At 56.5% G+C, this 25,110-nt stretch carries 23 protein-coding genes and 1 other RNA gene; 9 read left to right on the top strand and 15 right to left on the bottom strand.

The window, feature by feature from the left end; genetic code table 11:
* Positions 1-89: 89 nt before the first annotated feature.
* Complete coding sequence (gene acrR, locus NB069_RS04880; RefSeq protein ID WP_250588028.1) at positions 90-743, bottom strand: multidrug efflux transporter transcriptional repressor AcrR; 654 nt, start codon at positions 741-743, stop codon at positions 90-92.
* A 142-nt stretch (positions 744-885) separates the two neighbouring features.
* Between acrR and acrA the strand changes: the two genes are divergently transcribed.
* The 5 genes from acrA (at position 886) to NB069_RS04855 (ending at position 7,082) form a co-directional block, all read left to right on the top strand.
* Positions 886-2,079 carry a multidrug efflux RND transporter periplasmic adaptor subunit AcrA gene (gene acrA / locus NB069_RS04875; protein WP_250588027.1) on the top strand — a complete coding sequence of 398 codons (1,194 nt, stop codon included), beginning with the start codon at positions 886-888 and terminating at the stop codon, positions 2,077-2,079.
* Between the two features lie 22 nt (positions 2,080-2,101).
* Positions 2,102-5,242, top strand: coding sequence for a multidrug efflux RND transporter permease subunit AcrB (acrB, locus tag NB069_RS04870; RefSeq protein WP_250588025.1), 3,141 nt, complete (start codon positions 2,102-2,104; stop codon positions 5,240-5,242).
* 489 nt (positions 5,243-5,731) lie between these two features.
* Entirely contained in the window at positions 5,732-6,124 is a 393-nt protein-coding gene (tomB, locus tag NB069_RS04865) for an Hha toxicity modulator TomB (protein ID WP_250588023.1), read from the top strand.
* An 8-nt stretch (positions 6,125-6,132) separates the two neighbouring features.
* Complete coding sequence (locus NB069_RS04860; protein ID WP_032616864.1) at positions 6,133-6,351, top strand: HHA domain-containing protein; 219 nt, start codon at positions 6,133-6,135, stop codon at positions 6,349-6,351.
* Positions 6,352-6,617: 266 nt separating this feature from the next.
* Complete coding sequence (locus NB069_RS04855) at positions 6,618-7,082, top strand: YlaC family protein (RefSeq protein ID WP_250588021.1); 465 nt, start codon at positions 6,618-6,620, stop codon at positions 7,080-7,082.
* Positions 7,083-7,139: 57 nt separating this feature from the next.
* Here the strand turns inward: NB069_RS04855 and ykgO are convergent, their stop codons facing one another.
* A complete protein-coding gene (gene ykgO, locus NB069_RS04850) occupies positions 7,140-7,280 on the bottom strand; it encodes a type B 50S ribosomal protein L36 (protein ID WP_003859006.1) in 141 nt (46 codons plus the stop codon).
* A 170-nt stretch (positions 7,281-7,450) separates the two neighbouring features.
* Here ykgO and NB069_RS04845 point away from each other — a divergent pair, with 170 nt between their 5' ends.
* On the top strand, positions 7,451-9,019 hold the full coding sequence (locus NB069_RS04845) for an EAL domain-containing protein (protein WP_250588019.1): 1,569 nt from the start codon (positions 7,451-7,453) through the stop codon (positions 9,017-9,019).
* 32 nt (positions 9,020-9,051) lie between these two features.
* On the opposite strand, the gene NB069_RS04840 is transcribed toward NB069_RS04845, so the two are convergent.
* The 4 genes from NB069_RS04840 to NB069_RS04825 form a co-directional block, all read right to left on the bottom strand.
* A complete protein-coding gene (locus tag NB069_RS04840; protein WP_250588017.1) occupies positions 9,052-9,405 on the bottom strand; it encodes a DUF1428 domain-containing protein in 354 nt (117 codons plus the stop codon).
* A gap of 59 nt (positions 9,406-9,464) precedes the next feature.
* Complete coding sequence (locus NB069_RS04835) at positions 9,465-12,551, bottom strand: beta-galactosidase (protein ID WP_250588015.1); 3,087 nt, start codon at positions 12,549-12,551, stop codon at positions 9,465-9,467.
* 104 nt (positions 12,552-12,655) lie between these two features.
* Entirely contained in the window at positions 12,656-13,729 is a 1,074-nt protein-coding gene (locus NB069_RS04830; RefSeq protein ID WP_250588013.1) for a LacI family DNA-binding transcriptional regulator, read from the bottom strand.
* 76 nt (positions 13,730-13,805) lie between these two features.
* Positions 13,806-14,414, bottom strand: a complete 609-nt coding sequence (locus tag NB069_RS04825; protein WP_250588011.1) for a YczE/YyaS/YitT family protein — start codon at positions 14,412-14,414, stop codon at positions 13,806-13,808.
* An 84-nt stretch (positions 14,415-14,498) separates the two neighbouring features.
* Here NB069_RS04825 and NB069_RS04820 point away from each other — a divergent pair, with 84 nt between their 5' ends.
* Positions 14,499-15,920 carry a PLP-dependent aminotransferase family protein gene (locus NB069_RS04820; protein ID WP_250588009.1) on the top strand — a complete coding sequence of 474 codons (1,422 nt, stop codon included), beginning with the start codon at positions 14,499-14,501 and terminating at the stop codon, positions 15,918-15,920.
* Positions 15,921-16,063: 143 nt separating this feature from the next.
* Here the strand turns inward: NB069_RS04820 and NB069_RS04815 are convergent, their stop codons facing one another.
* The 3 genes from NB069_RS04815 to ffs form a co-directional block, all read right to left on the bottom strand.
* Complete coding sequence (locus NB069_RS04815) at positions 16,064-16,282, bottom strand: hypothetical protein (protein ID WP_039032397.1); 219 nt, start codon at positions 16,280-16,282, stop codon at positions 16,064-16,066.
* The gene (locus NB069_RS04810) at positions 16,279-16,530 is read right to left on the bottom strand and encodes a hypothetical protein (RefSeq protein ID WP_039032396.1); all 252 of its coding nucleotides are present in this window, start codon (positions 16,528-16,530) and stop codon (positions 16,279-16,281) included. The genes NB069_RS04815 and NB069_RS04810 overlap by 4 nt, the downstream gene beginning before the upstream one ends.
* A 269-nt stretch (positions 16,531-16,799) precedes the next feature.
* An RNA gene (ffs, locus tag NB069_RS04805) (signal recognition particle sRNA small type) lies at positions 16,800-16,896 on the bottom strand.
* Between the two features lie 178 nt (positions 16,897-17,074).
* Here ffs and NB069_RS04800 point away from each other — a divergent pair.
* A complete protein-coding gene (locus tag NB069_RS04800) occupies positions 17,075-17,386 on the top strand; it encodes an MGMT family protein (RefSeq protein ID WP_434543605.1) in 312 nt (103 codons plus the stop codon).
* A gap of 32 nt (positions 17,387-17,418) precedes the next feature.
* On the opposite strand, the gene NB069_RS04795 is transcribed toward NB069_RS04800, so the two are convergent.
* Positions 17,419-17,988 (bottom strand): YbaY family lipoprotein, encoded by a 570-nt coding sequence (locus NB069_RS04795; RefSeq protein WP_250588007.1) that lies wholly within the window; start codon positions 17,986-17,988, stop codon positions 17,419-17,421.
* 208 nt (positions 17,989-18,196) lie between these two features.
* Here NB069_RS04795 and tesB point away from each other — a divergent pair, with 208 nt between their 5' ends.
* A complete protein-coding gene (gene tesB / locus NB069_RS04790; RefSeq protein WP_250588005.1) occupies positions 18,197-19,057 on the top strand; it encodes an acyl-CoA thioesterase II in 861 nt (286 codons plus the stop codon).
* An 81-nt stretch (positions 19,058-19,138) separates the two neighbouring features.
* Here the strand turns inward: tesB and amtB are convergent, their stop codons facing one another.
* From amtB to NB069_RS04765, 5 genes are all read right to left on the bottom strand, one after another.
* Positions 19,139-20,425, bottom strand: a complete 1,287-nt coding sequence (gene amtB, locus NB069_RS04785; protein WP_250588003.1) for an ammonium transporter AmtB — start codon at positions 20,423-20,425, stop codon at positions 19,139-19,141.
* Between the two features lie 33 nt (positions 20,426-20,458).
* A complete protein-coding gene (gene glnK, locus NB069_RS04780) occupies positions 20,459-20,797 on the bottom strand; it encodes a P-II family nitrogen regulator (RefSeq protein WP_250588001.1) in 339 nt (112 codons plus the stop codon).
* 196 nt (positions 20,798-20,993) lie between these two features.
* Entirely contained in the window at positions 20,994-22,772 is a 1,779-nt protein-coding gene (locus NB069_RS04775; RefSeq protein WP_250587996.1) for a SmdB family multidrug efflux ABC transporter permease/ATP-binding protein, read from the bottom strand.
* On the bottom strand, positions 22,765-24,537 hold the full coding sequence (locus NB069_RS04770; protein ID WP_250587994.1) for a SmdA family multidrug ABC transporter permease/ATP-binding protein: 1,773 nt from the start codon (positions 24,535-24,537) through the stop codon (positions 22,765-22,767). Before NB069_RS04770 ends, NB069_RS04775 begins: the two co-directional genes overlap by 8 nt.
* Positions 24,538-24,579: 42 nt before the next feature.
* A complete protein-coding gene (locus NB069_RS04765; protein ID WP_039032389.1) occupies positions 24,580-25,038 on the bottom strand; it encodes an Lrp/AsnC family transcriptional regulator in 459 nt (152 codons plus the stop codon).
* Positions 25,039-25,110 lie beyond the last annotated feature (72 nt).

Raw genomic sequence — 25,110 nt, 5'->3', positions numbered from 1 at the left:
TGAATGACCCAATAGACCGGCGTGAAGAATATCACGCCAGTTGAAAGCAAAATAGCGTCAACTGGGGGCTCCTGGATAATTCCTGGGGGTCAGGCCCGCAGGGTCTCAGGCTGGGCGCGGAGCGTAGGGCAGAACTGATACATTTCCAGCAGAATGGCGACATAATCACGGGCTTCACGTTGCAGATCAAAAGACTGCGGAGCAAAGAGCCAGTTTTCCATCAGACCGGAAATATAGCTGCGCATCAGAATGGCGGCGCGACGGGTCAGCAGATTGGCGGGAAGCATTTTCGCTTTGATACAGTGGATCAGCGTCTGTTCAATACGATCGTAACTGGCCAGACAGAGGCTGCGCTGCGCCTGTTGCACGATCGCCATTTCCCCAACAAATTCACATTTATGGAAGATAATTTCCATCATCAGACGGCGACGCTCTTCAGTCACTGTTGCTTCAAGAATGTAAACCAGAAGTTCTCTCAAAACTGAGAGTGGATCGTCAGGGAATTTTGCCCGATACTCAGTCTCGAGATCTCCAATACTGGACTCTGACAACTCCCAAATTTCACCAAATAAATCTGACTTATTTTTGAAATGCCAGTAAATCGCTCCCCGGGTTACCCCAGCCGCCTGAGCTATCTGTGCCAGAGAGGTGGATGAAACCCCCTGTTGCGAAAACAAGCGTAAAGCGACATCAAGGATGTGTTGGCGTGTTGCAAGTGCTTGTTGTTTGGTTTTTCGTGCCATGCGCAGGTGAATTTACAGGCGTCAGATTTACATACATTTATGAATGTATGTACCATAGCACGACGATAATATAAACGCAGCAATGGGTTTGTGGACGCTTGATCCATTGATCAATTTGAAATCGGAAACTCGAGGTTTACATATGAACAAAAACAGAGGGTTAACGCCTCTGGCGATCGTTCTGATGCTTTCAGGCAGCTTAGCGCTTACAGGATGTGACGAAAAACAGGCTCAACAAGGAGCTCAGCAGGTGCCAGAAGTTGGCGTCGTGACGCTCAAAACCGAACCTCTCCAGATAACAACTGAATTACCCGGCCGTACCAGTGCTTACCGCATTGCGGAAGTGCGTCCACAGGTGAGTGGCATCATCCTGAAACGTAACTTTACTGAAGGTGGCGATGTAAAAGCGGGTGATTCTCTGTATCAGATTGATCCCGCTACCTATCAGGCTAACTACGAAAGCGCGAAAGGCGATCTGGCCAAAGCGCAGGCTGCTGCAAAAATTGCCCAGCTGACCGTCAACCGTTATCAGAAACTGCTGGGTACTCAGTACATCAGCCAACAGGAATACGATAGCGCTCAGGCTGACGCACAGCAGGCTAATGCTGCCGTTCTTGCGGCAAAAGCCGCCGTTGAAACTGCACGCATCAACCTGGCCTATACCAAAGTGACCTCACCTATCAGCGGCCGCATTGGTAAATCATCCGTGACCGAAGGTGCGCTGGTGCAGAATGGCCAGACTAACGCGCTGGCAACCGTGCAGCAGCTTGACCCGATCTATGTCGATGTTACCCAGTCGAGCAATGATTTCCTGCGCCTGAAACAGGAGCTGGAGAACGGCACGCTGAAGCAGGAAAACGGCAAAGCTAAAGTTGAACTGGTTACCAGCGACGGCATTAAGTTCCCGCAGGCCGGCAGCCTCGAGTTCTCTGACGTAACGGTCGATCAGACCACCGGTTCTATTACCCTGCGCGCTATCTTCCCGAACCCGAACCATACGCTGTTACCGGGTATGTTCGTTCGTGCAAGCCTGGAAGAAGGCACTAACCCAACCGCACTGCTGGTTCCACAGCAGGGTGTGACCCGCACACCGCGCGGCGATGCCAGCGCGATGGTGATTGGCGCTGAAGACAAAGTCGAAGTTCGTCAGATCACGGCGACCCAGGCCATTGGTGATAAATGGCTGGTGACCGAAGGTCTGAAAGATGGCGATCGCGTCATTATTACCGGATTACAAAAAGTTCGCCCAGGCGCCAAGGTAAAAGCGCAAGAGGTCACGTCTGACAATCAACAACAAGCCTCAGCAGGCGGTCAGTCAGAACAACCTAAGTCTTAACTTAAACAGGAGCCGTTAAGACATGCCTAATTTCTTTATCGATCGCCCCATTTTCGCGTGGGTGATCGCCATAATCATCATGCTGGCCGGGGGACTTGCGATCCTGAAGCTGCCTGTCGCGCAATATCCAACCATTGCGCCACCGGCGGTAACGATCTCCGCAACCTACCCAGGGGCTGATGCAAAAACGGTGCAGGACACCGTAACGCAGGTTATCGAACAGAACATGAACGGTATCGATAACCTGATGTACATGTCCTCCAACAGTGACTCCACCGGTACGGTGCAGATCACGCTGACCTTCGAATCCGGTACGGATGCGGACATCGCTCAGGTTCAGGTGCAGAACAAACTGCAGCTGGCGATGCCGTTGCTGCCGCAGGAAGTCCAACAGCAGGGTGTGAGCGTGGAGAAATCCTCCAGTAGCTTCCTGATGGTTGTCGGCGTTATCAACACCAACGGCACCATGACGCAGGAGGATATTTCCGACTACGTGGGCGCTAACATGAAGGACGCCATCAGCCGTACTTCTGGCGTGGGTGACGTACAGCTGTTCGGTTCGCAGTACGCAATGCGTATCTGGATGGACCCGAACAAACTGAACAACTTCCAGCTGACGCCAGTGGACGTGATCAACGCCATTAAAGCGCAGAACGCCCAGGTGGCAGCCGGTCAGTTAGGCGGTACGCCGCCGGTGAAAGGCCAGCAGCTGAACGCCTCTATTATCGCCCAGACCCGTCTGACCTCTGCTGATGAGTTCAGTAAGATTCTGTTGAAGGTGAATCCGGACGGTTCACAGGTTCGCCTGCGCGACGTGGCGAAGGTGGAGCTGGGTGGTGAGAACTACGACGTTATCGCTAAGTTTAACGGCCAGCCGGCATCCGGTCTGGGTATTAAGCTGGCGACCGGCGCTAACGCCCTGGATACCGCAACCGCGATCCGTGCTGAACTGAAGAAAATGGAACCTTTCTTCCCGTCAGGCCTGAAGATCGTGTATCCGTATGACACTACCCCGTTCGTGAAAATCTCTATTCACGAAGTAGTGAAAACCCTGGTAGAAGCGATCATCCTGGTCTTCCTGGTAATGTATCTGTTCCTGCAAAACTTCCGTGCGACGCTGATTCCAACTATCGCCGTACCGGTGGTTCTGCTCGGGACCTTTGCTATCCTGGCGGCCTTCGGTTTCTCGATAAACACCCTGACAATGTTCGGGATGGTGCTGGCCATCGGCCTGCTCGTGGATGACGCCATCGTGGTGGTCGAAAACGTCGAGCGCGTGATGTCCGAAGAGGGGCTGCCGCCGAAAGAAGCGACCCGTAAGTCCATGGGTCAGATCCAGGGCGCGCTGGTGGGTATCGCGATGGTTCTGTCGGCGGTATTTATCCCGATGGCCTTCTTCGGTGGTTCTACCGGTGCGATCTACCGTCAGTTCTCGATCACCATCGTTTCTGCGATGGCCCTGTCGGTTCTGGTTGCGTTGATCCTGACCCCGGCGCTGTGTGCCACCATGCTGAAACCTGTCGCTAAAGGCGACCACGGAGAAAACAAAAAAGGTTTCTTCGGCTGGTTTAACCGCATGTTCGATAAGAGCACGCATCACTACACCGACAGCATAGGTAACATCCTGCGCAGCACGGGTCGTTATCTGCTGCTCTATATCATCATCGTGGTGGGCATGGCTTACCTGTTTGTTCGTCTGCCAAGCTCCTTCCTGCCGGATGAAGACCAGGGCGTGTTCCTGACGATGGCCCAGCTCCCTGCGGGTGCATCGCAAGAGCGTACCCAGAAAGTGCTGGATGAAGTGACGGATTACTACCTGACCAAAGAGAAAGCCAACGTTGAATCGGTGTTTGCGGTTAACGGCTTTGGCTTTGCGGGCCGTGGTCAGAACACCGGTATTGCCTTCGTCTCTCTGAAAGACTGGGCTGACCGTCCGGGTGATGAGAATAAGGTTGAAGCCATCACTGGCCGCGCCATGGGTACCTTCTCGCAGATTAAAGATGCGATGGTCTTTGCCTTTAACCTGCCAGCGATCGTTGAGCTGGGTACGGCAACCGGCTTTGACTTCCAGCTGATTGACCAGGGCGGTCTGGGTCACGAGAAACTCACTCAGGCGCGTAACCAGCTGTTTGGCGAGGTTGCGAAGCATCCCGATCTGCTGGTTGGCGTTCGTCCGAACGGCCTGGAAGATACCCCGCAGTTCAAAGTGGATATCGATCAGGAAAAAGCCCAGGCGCTGGGCGTATCTATCAGCGACATCAACACCACACTGGGCGCAGCCTGGGGCGGTAGCTACGTCAACGACTTCATCGACCGTGGTCGTGTGAAGAAGGTGTACGTGATGTCTGAAGCGCAGTACCGTATGTTGCCGAGCGATATCAATAACTGGTATGTGCGCGGCAGCAACGGACAGATGGTGCCGTTCTCAGCCTTCTCAACCTCACACTGGGAATATGGTTCACCGCGTCTGGAACGTTACAACGGTCTGCCATCCATGGAAATCCTGGGCCAGGCGGCACCGGGCAGAAGTACCGGTGAAGCCATGAACCTGATGGAAGAGCTGGCGGGTAAACTGCCTGCAGGTATCGGCTATGACTGGACGGGGATGTCCTATCAGGAACGTCTGTCCGGTAACCAGGCCCCTGCCCTGTATGCCATCTCTCTGATTGTCGTGTTCCTGTGTCTGGCGGCGCTGTATGAGAGCTGGTCGATTCCGTTCTCGGTTATGCTGGTTGTGCCCCTTGGGGTCATTGGTGCCCTGCTGGCGGCGACGTTCCGCGGCCTGGGCAATGACGTCTACTTCCAGGTGGGCCTGCTGACAACCATTGGTTTGTCGGCGAAGAACGCGATACTTATCGTCGAATTCGCCAAAGATCTGATGGATAAAGAAGGCAAAGGCCTGATTGAAGCGACGCTGGAAGCGGTGCGTATGCGTCTGCGTCCAATCCTGATGACCTCCCTGGCCTTTATCCTCGGCGTTATGCCGCTGGTTATTAGCTCCGGTGCAGGTTCCGGCGCGCAAAACGCCGTAGGTACCGGCGTAATGGGCGGGATGGTGACGGCAACCGTACTGGCGATCTTCTTCGTGCCGGTGTTCTTCGTGGTCGTACGCCGCCGTTTCAGCCGTAAGAGCGACGATATCGAACACAATCACCCGGTGTGATGACACCGATACGGGGTTAACCGTTAAAAAGGCCGCATATGCGGCCTTTTTTTTAGCAATTGAAAATCATAAAATTAGCTTATTGAGGGTTTATATATTTAATGTAACGCTTAAAGGACTTATCATATTTAGCCTGGTTCTTTTACAGAAACTCTCAATTTTATGCGTTGCTTCTTAGGTATTAAGAGTATTCCTGGTGTTTTTTGATTTTAACCTGGCTTGCGCGTCATTTTTGAAGTGATTGAAAGATCACGACCGGTGATAAGTAAAGCTCCGTGTCAGGATAAAACAATATATAACACAGTGACTGCCACAGATGGTAAAGTGCTGCGTAATTGTAATTTTTCGTAATAGCGCGGTGAAATCCTGATTAGAGTAGATTATAGTTAAAGCAAGAGGCATAACAGTCGCCGTTGACGCTAAGTCAGTTGTACCCTTCCCGACAACGATGTTCGGTGAGTAAAAAATCACTCAAAAAGGGGATGCGCTATGGACGAATACTCGCCCAAAAGGCAAGATATTGCACAGTTGAAATTCCTTTGTGAATCCCTGTACCATGACTGCCTGACCAATCTCGATGAGAGCAATCATGGCTGGGTAAACGATCCTACGTCTGCCATTAATTTGCAGCTAAACGAGTTGATTGAACATATTGCTACCTTCGCCCTTAATTATAAAATTAAGTATAACGAAGATAATAAGTTGATTGAGCAAATTGACGAATACCTGGATGACACTTTTATGTTATTCAGCAGTTACGGCATTAACGCACAGGATTTGCAAAAATGGCGTAAATCGGGCAATCGGCTTTTTCGTTGTTTTGTTACGGCAAGCAGAGCTAATCCGTTAGCTTCTCCAGTTAAAATTATTACAAACAATTAGGTGAATTTATGTCTGATAAACCATTAACCAAGACTGATTATTTGATGCGTTTGCGACGTTGTCAGTCAATTGACACCCTTGAGCGCGTGATTGAAAAAAATAAATACGAGCTTTCTGATAATGAACTGGCAGTATTCTATTCAGCAGCGGATCATCGTCTGGCCGAACTGACGATGAATAAGCTATATGATAAAATTCCTACTGCGGTATGGAAGTTTGTACGCTGATTATGTCTGACAGTTATCAGGGATAATCGCTCTCCTTTCAGGTACTTCATACGTTGCGTTACAGGCAAGTCTTCACCCGGTTGGGCTGACGCTATCGCCCATGGAGAGGTTGTGTTGTACGGAACAGACAGACCCTGTTATCTCATCCGCCCTTTTCGGGTAACTGTTATGATTTTTCTTAGCATAACTGTTACTTTCCACACACATTGTGGTCACTTAAAATATACGGATCCTTCGTATTGAGTCGAATTCACAAAGGGCAGAAGATGACCGAGATACAACGCCTGCTTACCGAAACCATTGACGATCTCAATGTTCGTGAAAAGCGTGACAACAAACCGCGTTTCAGCATCAGTTTTATTCGCAAACATCCCGGTCTGTTTATCGCTATGTACGCAGCCTGGCTGGCAACGCTGGTGGTGATGCTGCAGTCAGAAACCCTGATCGGTTCCGTCTGGTTGCTGGTGGTATTGTTTATCGTCTTTAACGCCTTCTTCTTCTTCGACGTTAATCCGCGCTACCGCTATGAAGATATTGATGTACTGGATTTTCGCGTTTGCTACAACGGGGAGTGGTATAACACTCGCTTTGTCCCTGGTCAGCTGATCGAAAACATTCTGCACTCGCCCAACGTCGAGTCACAGCAAAAAGAGAAATTGCAGAAGATGATCGCCACCAAAGGCGAGCTCTCCTTCTACGACGTCTTTACGCTTTCACGCGCGACAGCCTGATCCCGCTCTGACCTGCCGCCGTCAGCTTCGCTTTCAGCGGCAGGCACCTCTACCCGCTTAACGTCTCTTCTTACGTCCCTGCACCGCCTTAAAGCGCGGATTAGATTTGCATATCACATACAGCCGCCCTTTTCGTTTCACGATCTGACAATCTGGGTGACGTTGTTTGGCACTGCGCAATGAATTCAGAACCTGCATGCTTACCTCAAAAATGAATTGTTATAACATAACAATTAGCATATCCGAGTCACGATGGAAAAACAACCTGCGTCTGGGGTGATAACCGCGTTACGCTTTGCGAATAATTCACTTAAAATGGTACGTAAGCCTGGGCGCCCCACTCAGGCGTTATAAAAGGAAACAGGAGCATGACAACCCGACACCTGGTCAGTGCGGTTATCTGTGTACTCATTATTGCAGTCCTTGCCCCTGTCTGCCTGAGCGTCTGGCTGGCGCACCGCAATGCGGAAGATAAGTTTGTTGAGGATCTGAACGACTACTCTGCACGCGTGCAAATCCGGACCGACAGGGTGGTTAACCAGGCGAAATCTGCCCTGACTGAAATGCAGGCTTTCAAAGGGATCCCCTGCAGTTACGACCATGCGATGGCCATGCGCCGCGCCTCTTTCTCCTGGCGCTATATTCAGGAAGTCCTTTACGTTGAGGATCTGAAACCTCGCTGCTCATCGCTGGAGCAGGAGAGCCATGCTGCTCCTTTTCCACCAGCCATGCGCATCACCCCGGACGGCTATCGGGCCTGGGTCACCTCGCACAACGACCTGGGCCTTGACCGCTATATGGCCGCGATTGGCACCGAACACTATGTTGTCATGATCGATCCGGCCTCGCTGATCGACGTGATCCCCTTTGGCTCCTGGTCGGTCGACGTGGCGCTGGTGGGCGTGCGCCGCAACATCGTTTTTGCCAGCAGTAACAGCCTGGATATGCAGGTATTCAGAGAAATGCAGCGCAGCGGCAGCGCACATTTTCAGCATGATGGAGTCATGTACAACCGCCACGATGTCTCCGACTTAGGGTTCACCATTGTGGCGTGGTCTTCCCTGAAACCCTTAAAAGAGAGCTGGCACCACCAGCTTATTTTCTGGCTGCCTTTTGGCATCCTGATCAGTTTACTGACGGCCGGGTTTATATACCGCGTGTTACGCCGTCTGCAGTCGCCCCGGCATCGTTTACTGGATGCCATTAATGCCCGGGAGTTTCAGGTTCATTTCCAGCCGATTGTGGCGTTAAACAGCGGCAGGCTGACGGGTGCGGAAGCGCTTGCACGCTGGCCGCAGCCGGACGGCAGCTACCTGTCGCCGGACATTTTCGTCTCCCTGGCAGAGCAGACGGGCCTGACGAATCAGCTGACAACGCTTATCATCGAAAAAGTCTTTGAGGAGATGGGCGAGTGGCTGCGCCATCATCCGGGCCACCATATCTCGATTAATCTGGCGCCGGAGGATTTGATTTCCAAAACCGTGCTGCCGTTGCTGAGCCGCCTGCTGAAGCAGTGGCAGCTTCCCCCCTCGCAGATTGCGCTGGAGCTGACCGAGCGGGGCTTTGCCGATCCCGCCGTCAGCGCCCCGGCCATTGCCGCCTTCAGGCGCGCAGGCCACTCGGTCTATATCGATGACTTCGGAACGGGCTACTCCAGCCTCAGCTATCTCCAGGATCTGGACGTCGATACGCTGAAAATAGACAAGTCCTTTGTGGACGCGCTGGAATACAAAAACGTGACCTCGCATATCATTGAGATGGCCAAATCACTCAACCTGGATATGGTGGCAGAAGGGATTGAAACCGAAGGCCAGCTGGCATGGCTACGGAGCCACGGAGTGCAGTACGGTCAGGGGTGGTTTTACAGCAAAGCCCTGCCAAAAGAGGCATTTATTCAGTGGGCGGAGAACAATCTCGACCCCGAGTCTCACGCTTAGCGCCCGGCGAACGGCGCCGCCGGGCGGCAGGTTTATTCGTCCAGCAGAGGCGAGAAGCCTCCATAGATCATCCGTTTACCGTCGAAGGGCATGGACTCGCCAAACGCTTTCATTCTGGGATCGTTCATCATCTTCTGGTTCGCTTCGTCGCGAACCGCTCTGGAAGGATATTCGATCCAGCTGAAGACCACCTCTTCGTTCTCTTCCGCCTTCACCGCCATGCGAAAGTCGGTTAACTTGCCGTCAGGCACGTCATCTGCCCAACACTCTACGATGCGAAGCGCGCCAAACTCCTTAAACAAAGGCGCGGCTTTCGCCGCCATCTCGCGATAGGCCTCCTTATTGCCCGCGGGAACGGCAACCACAAAACCATCGACATACTTCATCAGATAAACCTCCGAAGTGAATGTGCGGCCACGCGGTGTAGCCGCATCAGCGATTAAGTTTAGTTCTGTTGCCAGCTAAAGGCGTAACGCACCTTTTTCTCCTGCAGGATAAATTCCGCAGAGACGCTCGGGCTCCAGGAGTCATCCCCGCCGACGCCCATATGGAAAGCGTCAAGGTTCAGCCAGCAGCCGGGCTCTTCCCGTAACAGGTGATGATGCGACGTCTCGCGCAGCTGCGTCTGGCTGTAGCGGCTTACTGAGAAATGGAAATCGCCGTCGAACTGATGCTGTCCCAGGTTCAGCTGACGCGTATCGCAGCGCAGGCCGTTGTCGCCAGGGAAAATGTAAGGCGTATGCAGCTCAGCCAGCGGCAGTTCCCAGCGCCCCTGGCGGGCGGCGAGCTTGCGATCCGGGTAGTTTTCATAAGGCCCGAGCCCCTGCCAGCTTACGGTTTGTGGCGTCAGGGCCAGCTGACAGCAGAGCCCGATACGCGCAGGCTCGGGTATATCGCTCGCTACCTGGACCTCAACATCGCCGTGCAACATGCCCTGGCTGTCGATATGCCAGCACTTACGGCTCAGGAACAGCACCTGCTTACCGTGCTCCCAGGCATGCAGGGTGGTGATAGTCACCGCCTGCTCCAGCTGCTCGCTGTCGCACTGCAGCAGACGCGGCGTCAGGCTGTACATCCCCGCCGCTTTCCAGCGCTCCACCCAGGCGTTGGGATCGATACGGGTCGCTTCGCTGACGCCAATATCGTTATCCAGCGGGGCGCGGGTGAAGTTATCGGTCAGCGGTGAAAGCAGGGTCGGCTCTTCCTCGCGCCACCACTGGCTCAGGTCGCCGCTGGTGAGGTCAAATTGCCAGCGCTGTTGCTGGTGCGTTATCACCAGCGCGTTATCCTCGCGGGTCAGCAGCGGAGCTTCCCCGGCAGCTTTCGGCGTTGCGACAAATAACGGCGCGGGCAGCGGCCACTGTTGCCAGGCGCAGAGGTGGTTTTCGCCGGACCACGGCGTGGCCGCAGGCTGGAACACGTCCACGTTCAGCCACACATCGCCCGGGGCTGCCGCCCACTGCGGCAGGGTAATCTCAAGGCGTTGCGTGCCCTGGGGAGCAATATTCAGAGCCACAACGTCGGTGGCCAGCACTTCGTCATCACGCATCACCGACCAGCGCAGCTGCTCGTTGTCCGTGGTGCGGAAGAGATAGTCGCTTTGCACTTCCACCACCAGCGGGGAGTGGCTTTGCAGGGTAAAGGTGAAGAACTGCTGGGCGCGCTGGGCCTCGTACAGGGCCGGATGCGGGGTGCGATCCGGGAACACCAGCCCGTTCAGGCAGAACTGTCTGTCGTTGGGCTTATCGCCAAAATCACCGCCGTAGGCCCAGAAAGGGTTCCCCTGCTCGTCATATTTCGTCAGCGCCTGGTCAACCCAGTCCCAGACGAAACCGCCCTGCAGGCGAGGATGCTTGCGGAAGGCTTCCCAGTATTTCGCAAACCCACCAAAGCTGTTGCCCATGGCGTGGGCGTACTCGCAGAGGATCAGCGGGCGGGTCTCATCCGGCATGCCGATCCACTTTTTAAGAGACCATTTCGGTACTGCCGGGAAAGGCTGATCCTGATCGACGCGGGCATACATCGGACAGACAATGTCGGTTGCTGCGGTATTGGCACCACCGCCTTCATACTGGACCGGCCGCGTTGGATCGGTCGACTTCACCCAGCGGTAAAGGGCATCGTGATTAGCGCCATGGCCGGACTCGTTGCCGAGGGACCAGATAACGATCGACGGGTGATTCCTGTCGCGCTGCACCATCCGGGTAACGCGCTCGCTCATGGCGGGCAGCCAGCGCGGATCGTCGGCCAGTCGGCTCATTGGCACCATGCCGTGAGTTTCGATATTGGCCTCATCCACCACGTAGAGCCCGTAGCGATCGCACAGACGGTACCACAGCGGATGGTTAGGATAGTGCGAGCAACGTACGGCGTTAAAATTGTGCTGCTTCATCAGCTCAATGTCGCGACGCATGGTCGCTTCGTCCATCACCTGCCCGCGCTCGGGATGATGCTCATGACGATTCACCCCGCGGATCAGCAGCGGCTTGCCGTTGAGCTTCAGCAGCCCGTTACTGATTTCAACCCGGCGGAATCCGACGTCGCAGGCTTCAACGTCCAGCACCTGGCCCTGAGCATCCCGTAGCGCAAGGGTCAGCCGGTAAAGGGCGGGGATTTCCGCGCTCCACAACGCCGGGTGTTCCACCTGGAGTGAAACATTGACCCTCTCCTGCCAGTGGCCGCGCTCGTCGACAATGTCCGAGCCAGGCACGCCGGTGGCGCTGGCGATAAGCTCCCCTTCCCGCCACAGGTTGACGCTCACTTCGCAATCGGCGTAGTCATTGCCGCCGAGGGTCAGCCCGAGCTTAAGCCGGGCACGATCATAATCGGCGTTCAGCTCGGTCACGACGTGATAATCAGCGATATGGGTGGCCGGTTTGTGCAGCAGAGTGACGTCGCGGAAGATACCGCTCATCCGCCACATATCCTGATCTTCGAGATAGCTGCCGTCGCACCAGCGCAGCACCATTACCGCCAGGCGGTTACTGCCGGCACGCAGGAACGCAGAGACATCAAACTCCGCAGGCAGGCGGCTGTCCTGGGAGTAGCCCACCCACTGGCCGTTGCACCACAGGTAAAAGGCCGAGTTGACCCCCTCGAAAATCAGCCGGGTCTGCCCGCTCTCCAGCCAGCGCTCTTCCATATCAAATGTGAGCGAGTAACAACCGGTCGGATTCTCTGCCGGAACATACGGTGGGTTCACCGCAATCGGGTAGGTGACGTTGGTGTAGATCGGGGTATCAAAGCCCTGCATCTGCCAGTTGGAGGGGACGGGCATCACCACCACATCCGCGCAATCCTGTTGCGTCCAGCTGTCGGGAACCTGCTCCGGAGCCGTAAAGAAGCTGAATTGCCAGTCCCCGTTCAGCGATCGGACGGTGGGTGTCTGGCCCTCATCCCGCGCGGCGCGCTCGTCACGCCAGCTGCTCAACGGCACGTGGGCAGGGAGTCGATTCCATTGAGTCACGCCGGGGTTTTCCCAGTCGCGGCGAGTGATCAGGGTGCTGAGGGTCAGCGGAGCGGAATGGGACATATTTTACCTCTTTGCGAAGCGCTCACAATTTTATCTACAATGCCCTGTCAGGAAGAGAGGGTAAAGCGGGAGAGCCTGATGAAGCGATGGCGATCACAAAAGCATTATCGGCGGGCCAGCTGTTCCGCCAGCAGCGCCAGCGATTTTAGCTGCTGAGCCAGATCGTCGCTCCCCTGTGGGATCCCTTCCCGGGCAGTAGAATGACGCTCGATCAGCGTCACCGGCAGCCGGGTTTGCAAAGGTGTCTCTCCGGCGCTGCCCTGCTGCGCCAGCAGCCACTCCACGCTGCGCAGGCCTGCCTCACGAAACGCCTGGCGAACCGTGGTCAGCGGCGGGGTAAACCATGCGCTGTCGGTGGTATCGTCAAAACCCACCACCGAGATCTGACCCGGCACCGCAATCCCTTTTTCGGCGCAGGCACGCATCACGCCAAGGGCCATCTGATCGTTAGCCACCAGGATCGCCTGCGGGAGAACAGCCCCGGCCAGCAGCTGATGGCCTTTTTCATACCCCGAGGCCGCGCTCCAGTCCCCCTGAAGGACGGAGCAGGGTTCCAGACCCGCCTCGCCTAAAGATGATAACCAGCCCGCTAGCCGCGCCCGGGCAGAGACGGAACTTTGCGGCCCGCCGAGCAGCGCGATCCGCTGATGGCCCAGCGCCAGCAAATGTTGCGCCCCCAGGTGAGCCCCCTGCTCTGCATCAAACACCAGGCTGTGGACCCGGGCATGAGGTGTGACATCAAGAAATAATACCGGCACCGGAACGGCCTGCGCCTGCAGGCTTTCTGCCAGTTCATCTTCCAGTGGGACGTTGACCAGCAATCCTTCCACGCGCTGGGCCAGTAACTCCTGGACTGCCGCCAGGCACTGCTGCGGATTTTCGACCATCGAGATCAACACGCTCGCCCCGCGCTCCCCTGCCCGCGTCTTCACCGCCGACGCAATCTGCGAGGGAGCATGCAGCGCCAGATCGGTGGTGATCAATCCCAGCGTAAGGGTGCGTTTGCCTGCCAGCTGCTGTGCACCGCGGTTAGGGACATAGTGCAGCTCGGCCATCGCCTGGAGCACTTTCTCCCGGGTACGGGCAGAGACATGGGCCGCGTCATTAATGACCCGCGAGACGGTTTGATAGGAGACGCCCGCCAGGCGGGCGACATCGTAGAGGGTTATGGCTTTCATGCGGTTCACGCTGCAGGGACGGATGCGCCTATTCTGTCATAACGCCTGGCGTAAAGCATGTGAGCGCTTCGCAAAATCAGACAACGCTTCCTGGCTCTGGCACAAGGATCCGCGGTTTGTGCCGAAACCACGGCAGGCAGATCTGGATCAGCGGACCGATGCTCAACGCATAAAGCACGGTTCCCACACCAAAGGTACCGCCGAGAACACAACCAATCAGCAGAACCGAAATTTCAATCGCCGTGCGTACGCGACGAACCGACCAGCCGGTGCGGGCGTTGATTCCGGTCATCAGGCCGTCGCGCGGCCCGGCGCCAAATCCGGCACCAATGTACATCCCGGTCGCCAGCGCATTGACAATCACTGCGCTTGCCAGCAACAGGCTGCGGGCCATCAGGGAATCGATGGCCGGAATAAACGCCAGTGCCGCATCGGCGGCCAGACCAATCACAATCACATTGCTTATCGTACCGAGGCCCGGACGCTGGCGCAGCGGGATCCAGAACAGCAGGACCAGCGCCCCGGTGAGGATCATGACGGTGCCAATATCCATTGCCAGCAGTTTGGCTACCCCCAGGTGGAAGACATTCCACGGATCGGCTCCCAGATCCGCTCGCACAAACATCGCCGTTGACAGGCCATAGAGGCTTAATCCGAGGTAAAGCTGAAGTAATCGACGCAACATGATCTCTCTCCGATGGTTTCTGCTTTCATCATCACCTGAAATGGCCCTATGATTAATGTCCAGTTTTCAAAAAGTGGACTGCCTGTGTCATCACGTCGATTTGGAAGTCAGTCATTAGTTCGCCTGCTGGGTCACTGGCAGGAGAGTGCCTCCCGCACCCCTTTGTGGCGCCAGCTGGCCGATGCCTTGCGCCTCCTGATCCTCGACGGCAGGCTGGCGCTGGATACGCGCCTGCCAGGGGAGCGGGAGCTGGCCTTAACCCTGGCGGTCAGCCGGACCACCGTCAGCAGTGCCCTTGCGCATCTGCGGGATGAAGGTTACCTCGAAAGCCGACACGGCAGCGGCTCGCGGGTGATCCTGCCCGACAGCCGCACGCCCCCGACCCGCGCCAGTGCCAGCGCGGCCCTGGATCTCTCGACTGCCGCCCTGGCTGCGGGACCGGAGATCCATCGGGCCTATACGCATGCCCTGACCGCCATTACCCAGCATCTGACGCAAACCGGCTACGATCAGCTGGGATTGCTGGCGCTGCGCGAAGCCATCGCTGCACGCTATACGGCTCGCGGCCTGCCAACCCGGGCAGAAGAGGTGATGGTGGTTAACGGCGCGGTGAGCGGGCTGGCGCTGGTCCTGCGCATGTTCACCGGGCCGGGCGATCGGGTGGTGGTGGATCACCCCACCTATCCGCTGGCTATCGCGGCGATTCAGGGGGCGTCCTGTCGGCCGGTGGGCGTATCGCTGCCGCATACGGGCTGGGATATCGACGGCTTTGCCGCCACCCTCGCCCAGACCGCACCACGTCTGGCCTATCTGATGCCGGATTTTCACAATCCTACTGGCCGCTGCATGGACGAGAAGAGCCGGCAAGCCATCGCTGCGGTTGCTGCCCGGGCCCGCACTACGCTGGTGGTGGATGAAACCATGGTGGATCTGTGGTTCGATGCCCCTCCCCCGCCGCCGCTGGCCTCCTTCTGCCCGAATGGCAATGTCATTACGCTGGGCTCGGCAGGAAAAAGTTTCTGGGGGGGTCTGCGAATGGGCTGGGTCCGCGCCCCGGCACGCACCATCGCCACGCTTGCCCAGACCCGCGATACGCTCGATCTTGGCTCGCCGCTGCTGGAGCAGCTGGCAACCCTGTGGCTGATTGAACACGGCGAGACATTTTTACCTGCCCGCCGGGAGATGCTGCGCGAGCGACGGGATGGCTGTGCGGCGCTGCTGCGGGAACATTTCCCGGACTGGCGCTTCCGGATGCCGGAAGGGGGGCTCTCCTTCTGGGTGGAGCTGCCGGACAGGCTGGCAACCCAGCTGGCCACGCGCGCCGAAGCGGCGGGCATCCATCTGGGAACCGGGACGCGCTTTGGGCTTTCCGGGGCCTTTGACCGCTACCTGCGTATGCCCTTTTCCATGGAGCCTGAGGAGCTGGAAAACGCGCTGGTGCGGATCAAGCCGCTGTGGCGGGCATTGAGTAACGGCGGGCACAGCGCCAAACGCACGCTGGTGTAACCGCGTTTAATCAATACGCGAGTGCAACGCTGATATTTATTACGGGAAAAAAGTGAGCGGGCGCACAAATAACCGCTATTAATGCAGGATTTAAAAATGTCTGACTGTAATGGTTACAGTCAGACATTTTCAGCATGGGGAGATCAGTGCTGAGCCGGGATAGGAAAACCTTTCAGGGAAATAACAAAACTATCGCCTTCTTTCTTTATTTTTGCGCCGGTATCACACCAGTCAGACGCAATTCGAAAGAACTCATCACTGCCAACGTCCCAGCCCAGCCGGACATGTTTGACATAGCCAGAGCGCAGAAGCGAGCAGGCCTCTGAGTAGCTGCTGGCGGTTGATTGTTGATGTTGTTTCATTTTTTCTTCTTCAGAATTTTTCTTAATGCTTTGATTTCTTTAGGAGTAAATGGAGCTACACTCTCTTCTTCCGTATGCTGATTGTCGATATCCTCCTCCGTTACTCCCGCCTCATCTGCTACAGCAAACGCCATCTGCAGCAGCTTCTCTGTGGTAACGCTGAGATTCTCATTATTCACTTCGGCATAGTGACGAAGCTTCTCTTTTAGCGCTTCGTCAATTTTCACATTCAGGACAGCAGTCGTCATGGTTTTAACATCCCTGGCACTATTTTCTTAAATTAATACACGAAGTTAACATTATTATCCAGATATATATTTCCTGCTTATAGATAATAAAAATGTCACACTTACCCTGCAGAAAATTTATGACAGAATAATGACAGCCACGTTTCAGTATGATGACAATTTGCGAAATAGACAGGCCAGAATGAAAATATAAAATATGCGCACTGTTGATGGGGATAACAGAAATGAGGGGATGAGAAAGACGTTCGGAGAGCAGAAATGGGTGGGGGCCCTGCCAGCTACATCCCGGCACACACGTCGTCTGCCCTGGCTGCTTCCTTCCGGACCTGACCTGGTGAACAGAGTAGCGTTGCGGGAGAACCAACAGAGCCCCCATTGAGAGCGTTGTTAACCAACGCGCTGGCGCATTATCACTGTACCGCATGGCAATTGCAAGTTAACCGCGTCCGGGTGATGGTTTATTGCGCAAAGCGTTTACAGAGTGGGCGCTTTCTTCCTGTATTAGCCGTTAATCTCTATCATGCCCCTAACACAGGAGAAAAATATGGACGAGCACGACTCTTTTCCCCAGCGGGTATGGCAGATAGTCGCTTCTATTCCCGAAGGCACTGTCACCACCTATGGCGAGGTGGCACGACTGGCGGGTTCTCCCCGCGCTGCGCGGCAGGTCGGCGGCGTCCTCAGACGGCTGCCGGAAGGCAGTACCCTGCCCTGGCATCGGGTTGTCAATCGCCATGGGGCGATCTCCTTAACCGGGCCGGATTTACAGCGTCAGCGTCAGGCATTGCTCAGTGAAGGCGTGCAGGTGTCAGGGGGTGGGCAAATTGATATGCAGCGATATCGCTGGCGATACTGAATGCCCCTCTCAGGCGAGAGGGGCAGAGATCGTTAAAGCTGAGTTGGCGCCGGGGTCGCCGTAGACGGGCTAACCTGGGTTGGTGACGTTGACGGCACCGTGGTCGGTGCACCGCCACCAGGCTGCAACGGCAGCGAGGTCTGCTGCACCGGTACCAGCACCAGATCGGCTTTTGTACCGCCCTGGTTGATCACCGGCTTCACGATATCGGTCATCAGAACAACCCGATCGTTAATGGTGATCGCCGCACTCAACAGAATACGGGCGTTGGGCTGAACATCCGACGGGTTAAACGGCAATTCAAATTTGAATGGGGCCTGTTTACCCTCGGTACGCGTCGCCCGCTGCGCCAGCACTTTCGATGGCGAATCAGCCAGCGAGGCATCAGACAGGGTAACGGTTAACACCGCATCCGGCGGTAAAGCAACTTTCTGGCGGATCCAGATCGTACCTGAGACATTTGGCTGCTGAATAGTCGGCTGCGTCGCTACGCCAGCAGTGTTAGGGTTTGGCGCTGGCGTCTGGATGTCTGCGCTTTTGTCCGCGCAGGCAGAGAGAGCAACCGCTACCGCTAAACCACTTAACATGTGCACGAGTTTCATTGAGTTCTCCTTATCATCAATGCACCAGCGGGATCGATACCGCCAGATGAGTGGTTAACATAAAGATAACGAGACTAAGTGTGGCACATATCAATTATTTATGCCTGGAATCCCCCTGTTATTCAGATTATTGCACCCATCGGACCACTTTCAATTCTGCGTTATACTCTGCGTATCTTTCGCCACGGCGTGTTAATTGAGGACGACTATGAGTCAGGCACTAAGCAATCTGCTGACATTATTAAACCTGGAAAAAATTGAAGAAGGACTCTTTCGGGGACAAAGCGAAGATCTGGGTTTACGCCAGGTTTTCGGCGGCCAGGTTGTGGGACAAGCCCTCTACGCTGCTAAAGAGACCGTACCTGCGGAGCGCTTTGTGCACTCCTTTCACAGCTACTTTTTGCGCCCGGGCGACAGCCAGAAACCCATCGTGTATGACGTTGAAGTCCTGCGCGACGGCAATAGCTTCAGCGCCCGCCGCGTGGCGGCGGTGCAGAACGGCAAACCGATTTTCTATATGACGGCGTCGTTCCAGGCCCCGGAGCCGGGCTATGAGCATCAGAAAACGATGCCGCCCGCGCCTGCGCCGGATACGTTGCGTTCAGAGACTGACATTGCCCGCGCGCTGGCGCATCTGCTGCCCCCGCAGGTTAAAGAGAAGTTTCTCTGCGATAAGCCCCTGGAGATCCGCCCGGTTGAGTTTCATAACCCGATGAAAGGACACATCGCAGAGCCTGCCCGCCAGGTCTGGATCCGCGCCAACGGCGCCATGCCGGAAGATTTCCGCGTGCATCAGTATCTGCTGGGGTATGCCTCGGACTTCAACTTCCTGCCGGTCGCCCTGCAGCCTCACGGTGTGGGTTTCCTTGAGAAAGGGATGCAGGTTGCCACCATCGACCATTCAATGTGGTTCCACCGTCCGTTTAATATGAATGAGTGGCTGCTCTACAGCGTGGAAAGCACCTCGGCGTCCAGCGCGCGTGGGTTTGTGCGCGGCGAGTTCTATACCCAGGATGGCGTGCTGGTGGCATCCACCGTACAGGAAGGGGTAATGCGTAACCGGGGCTGATGTGAAAAAGCCGGGTGGCGGTTTCGCCTTACCCGGCCTACAAAAGCTAAAACGGCAACCGAGGTTGCCGTTTGCTTTTATTTACGCGTTATACGCATTCTCGCCATGGCTGTTGACGTCCAGACCTTCGCGCTCCTGCTCTTCCGGTACGCGCAGTCCAACCGTCATGTCCGCCAGTTTGTAGCCGATAAAGGCAACCACGCCCGACCAGACCACCGTGATGGCGATACTTTCCAGCTGCACCAGAACCTGGTGACCCATGGTCACGCCCTCAGCGAAGCCAACGCCGCCCAGAGAGGTTGAGGCAAAGATGCCGGTCATGATGCAGCCAACGATGCCGCACACGCCGTGCACGCCAAACACATCACAAGGGTCGTCCACGCGCAGCACACGTTTCAGCGCCGTCACGCCCCACAGACCGGCCAGACCCGCCACGATACCAACGATCAGCGCACCGCCGACACCGACAAAACCACAGGCCGGGGTGATACCTACCAGACCCGCAATCGCACCGGAACAAGCGCCCAGCAGAGAAGGCTTACCGCGTACCGCCCACTCGCCGAAGATCCAGGAGAGAATGGCACCCGCCGTGGCAACAACGGTGTTCACGAAGGCCAGGGCCGCAATTTCGTTTGCCGCACTGGCTGAACCGGCGTTGAAGCCAAACCAGCCAAAGTAGAGGATCGCCGTACCGGTAAAGACCATCGGCAGGTTGTGCGGTTTGAAAGCTTCTTTACCAAAACCAACGCGTTTGCCAATCAGGTAAGCCCCAACCAGGCCCGCCACCGCGGCGTTGATGTGTACAACGGTACCGCCCGCAAAGTCCAGCGCGCCATGAGAGGCCAGCAGGCCGCCGCCCCAGACCATATGCGCCACCGGCACGTAGGAGAGGGTCAGCCACACCACCACGAAGATCAGCACGGCGGAGAAGCGAATACGTTCAGCCAGCGCTCCGACAATCAGCCCGACGGTGATACAGGCGAATGAACCCTGGAACGCCACGTGGATATACTGATAGAAGCTGCCCATCACTGCGGTCAGCTCAATATTTTTCAGCATTGCCCAGTTAAAGCTGCCGAAGAAGGCGTTGCCCTCCCCGAAGGCCAGCGAGTAGCCATAGACCACCCACAGCACGCACACCAGCGCAAAGGTCACCGCCACCTGAGTGAGCATGGAAAGGACGTTTTTGCCGCGGATCAGGCCGCCGTAAAACAGCGCAATCCCCGGAATGGTCATAAACAGCACCAGCGCGGTGCAAATCATCATAAAGGCGTTATCGGCTTTGTCTGCTACCGCGGGTGCAGCCATTGCCAGGCCCGGCAACAGCGCCAGAGACCCCAGACCTGCTTTAAGTGTTGTTGTGTTCATTTTCTCGATCCCTATCACTGTGTGCCTGCTGTTTTACAGTGCCGCTTCGTCGGCTTCGCCTGTACGAATGCGAATAACGCGTTGCAGCTCAGCAACGAAAATTTTGCCGTCGCCAATTTTGCCGGTGTAGGCCGCTTTGCTAATGATGTCGATGACTTCATCCAGCTGATCGTCGGCAATCGCCACGTCAATCTTCACTTTTGGCAGAAAGTTGACGCTGTATTCCGCACCACGGTAAAGCTCTGCATGCCCCTTCTGACGACCGAAGCCTTTCACTTCGGTAACGGTCAGCCCCTGAATACCCATTGAAGAGAGTGCTTCGCGCACGTCTTCGAGTTTGAATGGTTTGATTACCACGGTAACCAGCTTCATATATCCCTCCAGTCAGAATTCGGTTTTGGCGAGCCAACGAAAGAGGTATTGCAAGGGGTGTGCCAAAAGTGAAAAGAGAGGGAATATGAGGCGCGGCAGCGTTGTCGCGAAAAAAAACGCACCATGACAGTGCAGGGTGCGTTTCATTTTTGCACCAACCGATTCAGCGGCCGGCAGGTTGCTTAATTTTAGTGCATCAGGCGCTAAGGGACTCCTCCCGCGCGCTGGCAGCCAGCTCCTCACCGGCCAGCTGTAATTGATACATTTGCCAGTAACGCCCTTTTGCCTCAAGCAGTTGCTTATGGGTGCCGCGCTCAACCGCCTGGCCGCGATGAAGCACCAGAATGGTATCCGCCTCAACGATGGTCGACAGACGGTGGGCAATCACCACCAGGGTGGTGTGTTCGCGTACCGCAGCCAGCGCCTGCTGAATAGCCTGTTCGGTGCCGGAATCAATACTGGCGGTCGCTTCATCCAGAATCAAAACCTGCGGGGTATCAATCAGCACCCGTGCCAGCGCCAGCAGCTGCTTTTGCCCGACAGACAGGTTATTACCCTGCTCGCCGAGCCGGGTATGAATACCGTCGTGCAGGCCACGCGCCAGTTCCGCCAGCTGCACCTTCTCCAGTACGTCCCACACCTGCTCCTCGCTGAACGGTCGGCCCAGCGTCACGTTGGCGAAGAAGGTATCGGCCAGCACGACCGGATCCTGCTGCACCATCGCCACCCCTTTACGCAGTGCCCCGTGGCTCAGACTCGACAGCGGACGGCCGTCCAGGCGAATTTCACCCTCGGTGAGCGGGTAATAGCCCATCAGCAGGCTGGCAAGCGTGCTTTTACCGCTACCGGTATGCCCCACCAGCGCTACAAAGCTGCGGGACGGCACCGTCAGGTTGATATCCTGCAGTACCAGACGATCGTCACGATAGGCAAAGGAGACGTTGTCAAAATCAATCGCTCCGCTTTGCAGTTCACGCTCGTCATCGCCATACGCCTGACGGGGACGATCCATCAGCTCAAAGACCCGCTCACCGGCAACAACTGCCTGTTGCAGCATCGACTGTTGGGTGGTGAGTTCAATCAGGGGCTCGTTAAGACGCCCCAGATAGCTGATAAAGGCGTACAGCACTCCCACTTCGATGGTGCCGCGGGCGGCAAAGCCAAACTGCATCAGCAACCCGCAGAGCACCAGCGCCGAAAAGAGGCTTAACAGCGGGCGCAGCAGGAAACCGTCCAGACGCAGGGTCTGCATGCGGGCCATATAGTGTGAACGGCTGGCCTCACCCATTCGCTCGCCAAAACGTGCCTGCTGGCGGAACTGCTGAATAACGCTCATGCCGTTGATGACCTCGTTGAAGCCATCGTTGATATCCGCCAGATAGGCCCGCACGCGGCGCACAATGGGCGTGCTGTAGCGCTGGTAGATGATCATCACAATCATTACCGCCGGGAAAATCGCCATCGCCACCAGCGCCATGCGCCATTCGAGGCTGAACATGGCCACCAGCATGGCCCCCACCAGGGCGGCGCTGCGCAGTACTGTCGCCACTACCGTGACATACAGGTCGCGGATCACTTCTGTGTCGTTGGTGACGCGGGAGATGATCTGCCCGACAGGCTGCGTATCAAACGCGCTCAGCGGCTGGCGTAGGGCGGCATCCATCACGTCGGTACGCAACTGCTGCACTACCCCGACGGCGGCCTGGTTAAATAGCAGCGACTGGGCGTAGTGTAAGCCCGCCGCCAGCAGCTGCAGGCCGACGTAGGCCACCGCCAGCCCGGTGACTAAGCCGATCGGGAGGTAATTTTTTGCCACCATGTTATCGATGAAATAGCTGATCAGCAGCGGGCCGGTTACTTCGGCAATCGCCGCAATCCACAGCAGCACTACCGCCAGCGTCAGCGGCTTGCGCCACGGCGAGCCATACGCCAGCAGGCGCTTCAGGGTAGGCCACAGCTGGGAAAAACTACGCATCGGCGGCCTCCTCGTCGGTTTCCGGCACGTCATCCAGTGCCGCTTCCAGTTGTTGATAACGATACATATCGCGATACCAGCCCGGCTGTTCCGCCAGCTGTTCATGCTGTCCGCGCTGGGCAATGTGTCCGTGCTGCATCACCAGAATTTCGCTCGCTTCTGTGAGGGCCGACAAACGATGGGCGCTGATGATCACCGTGCGCCCTTCTCCCCACTGGCGCAGGTTGTGCAGGATCTGGTGTTCAGTGCGGCCATCGACGGCAGAGAGGGCATCGTCGAGAATAAGGATCTCGGCATTCAGCAGCAGCGCGCGGGCGATGGAAATACGCTGTTTTTGCCCGCCAGAGAGCATCACGCCGCGCTCGCCCACTTCGGTTTCATACCCCTGCGGCAGGCGCAGGATATCGTCATGGACGCTGGCGAGACGGGCGACATGCTCAATCTCTTCCTGGGTCGCGTGCGGGCAACCAAGCGCGATATTGTTGGCGACGCTGTCAGAGAAGAGGAATGGCGTCTGGCTGACCACCGCCAGGCGGCTGCGCCAGCTATCCAGCTGCAGTTGCGGCAGCGGGATGTCGTGGAAGCGGATCTCGCCCTGGTCAATGTCAAAGTGGCGCTGGATCAGGGAGAGCACGGTACTTTTCCCCGCCCCGGTCGGGCCGCAGATGCCCAGCATCTGCCCCGGTTGCAGGGTGAAGTGGACATTTTCAAGCGTCGTTTTTTCCGTATGCGGGTAAACAAATGCCCGCACTGAGAATGTCAGCTCGCCGCGCCCATCCGGCACCGGCTCGCTGCCATCGTTGACCACCGGCGCTTCGGCGAGCATGGCGCGGATCCGGCTATAGGCCGCACTGCCGCGCTCGACGATGTTGAACATCCAGGCCAGAGCCAGCATCGGCCAGATCATTAGCCCCAGATACATGGCGAAGCTGGTCAGTTGCCCCAGCGTCAGCGAGCCGTTAATCACCATCCAGCTCCCGCCGCCAATGGCCAGCAGGTTGGCGGTGCCGATGGCGATGTAAATCGTGGGATCAAAACGGGCGTCGATCCGGGCAACGCGCAGGTTTTTGGCCCCGGTGTCCGCCGCATCGGCTGCGAACAGAGACGACTGGCGGTCTTCCAGGCCAAAGGCTTTGATCATCCGGATGCTGGTCAGGCTCTCCTGGGTGCGGTCGTTAAGGGAGGAAAACGCCGCCTGCGCCAGCTTGAAGCGCTGGTGCAGCTGGTCGCCGTAGCGCTTGATCGCCAGCGCCATCAGAGGCATCGGCAGCAGCGCCAGCAGCGTGAGTTGCCAGCTGATTTGCGTCGACATGACGATCAGCACCGCGCAGCCCATCACCAGCGAGTCGACCAGGGTCAGCACCCCTTCCCCGGCGGCAAAGACGACGCGATCGACATCGTTGGTGGCGCGGGCAATCAGGTCCCCGGTGCGGTGACGCAGGTAAAATTCCGGATGCTGGCGGCTAAGCTGGCGGTAAAAATCTTCCCGCAGCTCAACGGCAAGCTGGTATGACGCGCCGAACAGCAGCACGCGCCAGACATAGCGCAGCAGATAGACCACCACCGCCGTCAGTACCAGCGTGCCGATCCACATCATCACCCGTGCGTTGGTGTAATGCTGTTCCGTAACGCCGTCCACGACGTAGCCCACCACTTTCGGCGGGATGAGCTGCAGAATGGCAATGATAATAAGCAGGGCCACTGCACCGAGATAGCGTTGCCACTCCCGGCGAAAGTACCAGCTTAGCTGAGCAAATAATCGCACGCGGTCTTTTCCTGAGGATCGTATTCCGGCTGCGCCGGGAAGTTATTCAATGGGTAAGGCGGTGGTGTATTTTATCTGTTCCATCGCAAAGCTGGAGGTGACATTCGACAGACCTGGCACGCTGTTGACCAGCCGTTTATAGAAATCATCATAGCGCTTCATGTCCGCCACCTGAACGCGCATCAGGTAGTCGTATTCGCCCGCCATGCGCCAGAAACCCAGCACTTCGGGCATCTGGGATACCACGCTGACGAATCCGCAGTACCAGTCGCTGCTGTGGTGCTGCGTTTTTATCAGCACAAACGCGGTCAGGCCTAGCCCCAGTTTTTCGGGATCGAGCAGCGCCACGCGCCCCAGCAAAATGCCTTCGTCTTCGAGTCGTTTAAGGCGCTTCCAGCAGGGCGTGGTGGTCAGATTAACGGCATCCGCCAGCGCCTGCAAAGAGAGGGTGCAGTCGCTTTGCAGTAAGGACAGCAGCTTACGGTCAATTTTATCTAGCATACCCACCCCCTCAGAGAAAATTTTTCTCTTCTTATTCTATTTTAAAGGCCAGATAGCAACAATTTTTTCTGT

The sequence above is a fragment of the Leclercia adecarboxylata genome (genome assembly GCF_023639785.1).
Classification (GTDB): Bacteria; Pseudomonadota; Gammaproteobacteria; order Enterobacterales; family Enterobacteriaceae; genus Enterobacter; species Enterobacter adecarboxylatus_D.
This window is presented reverse-complemented; position numbering and strand designations above follow the sequence as displayed.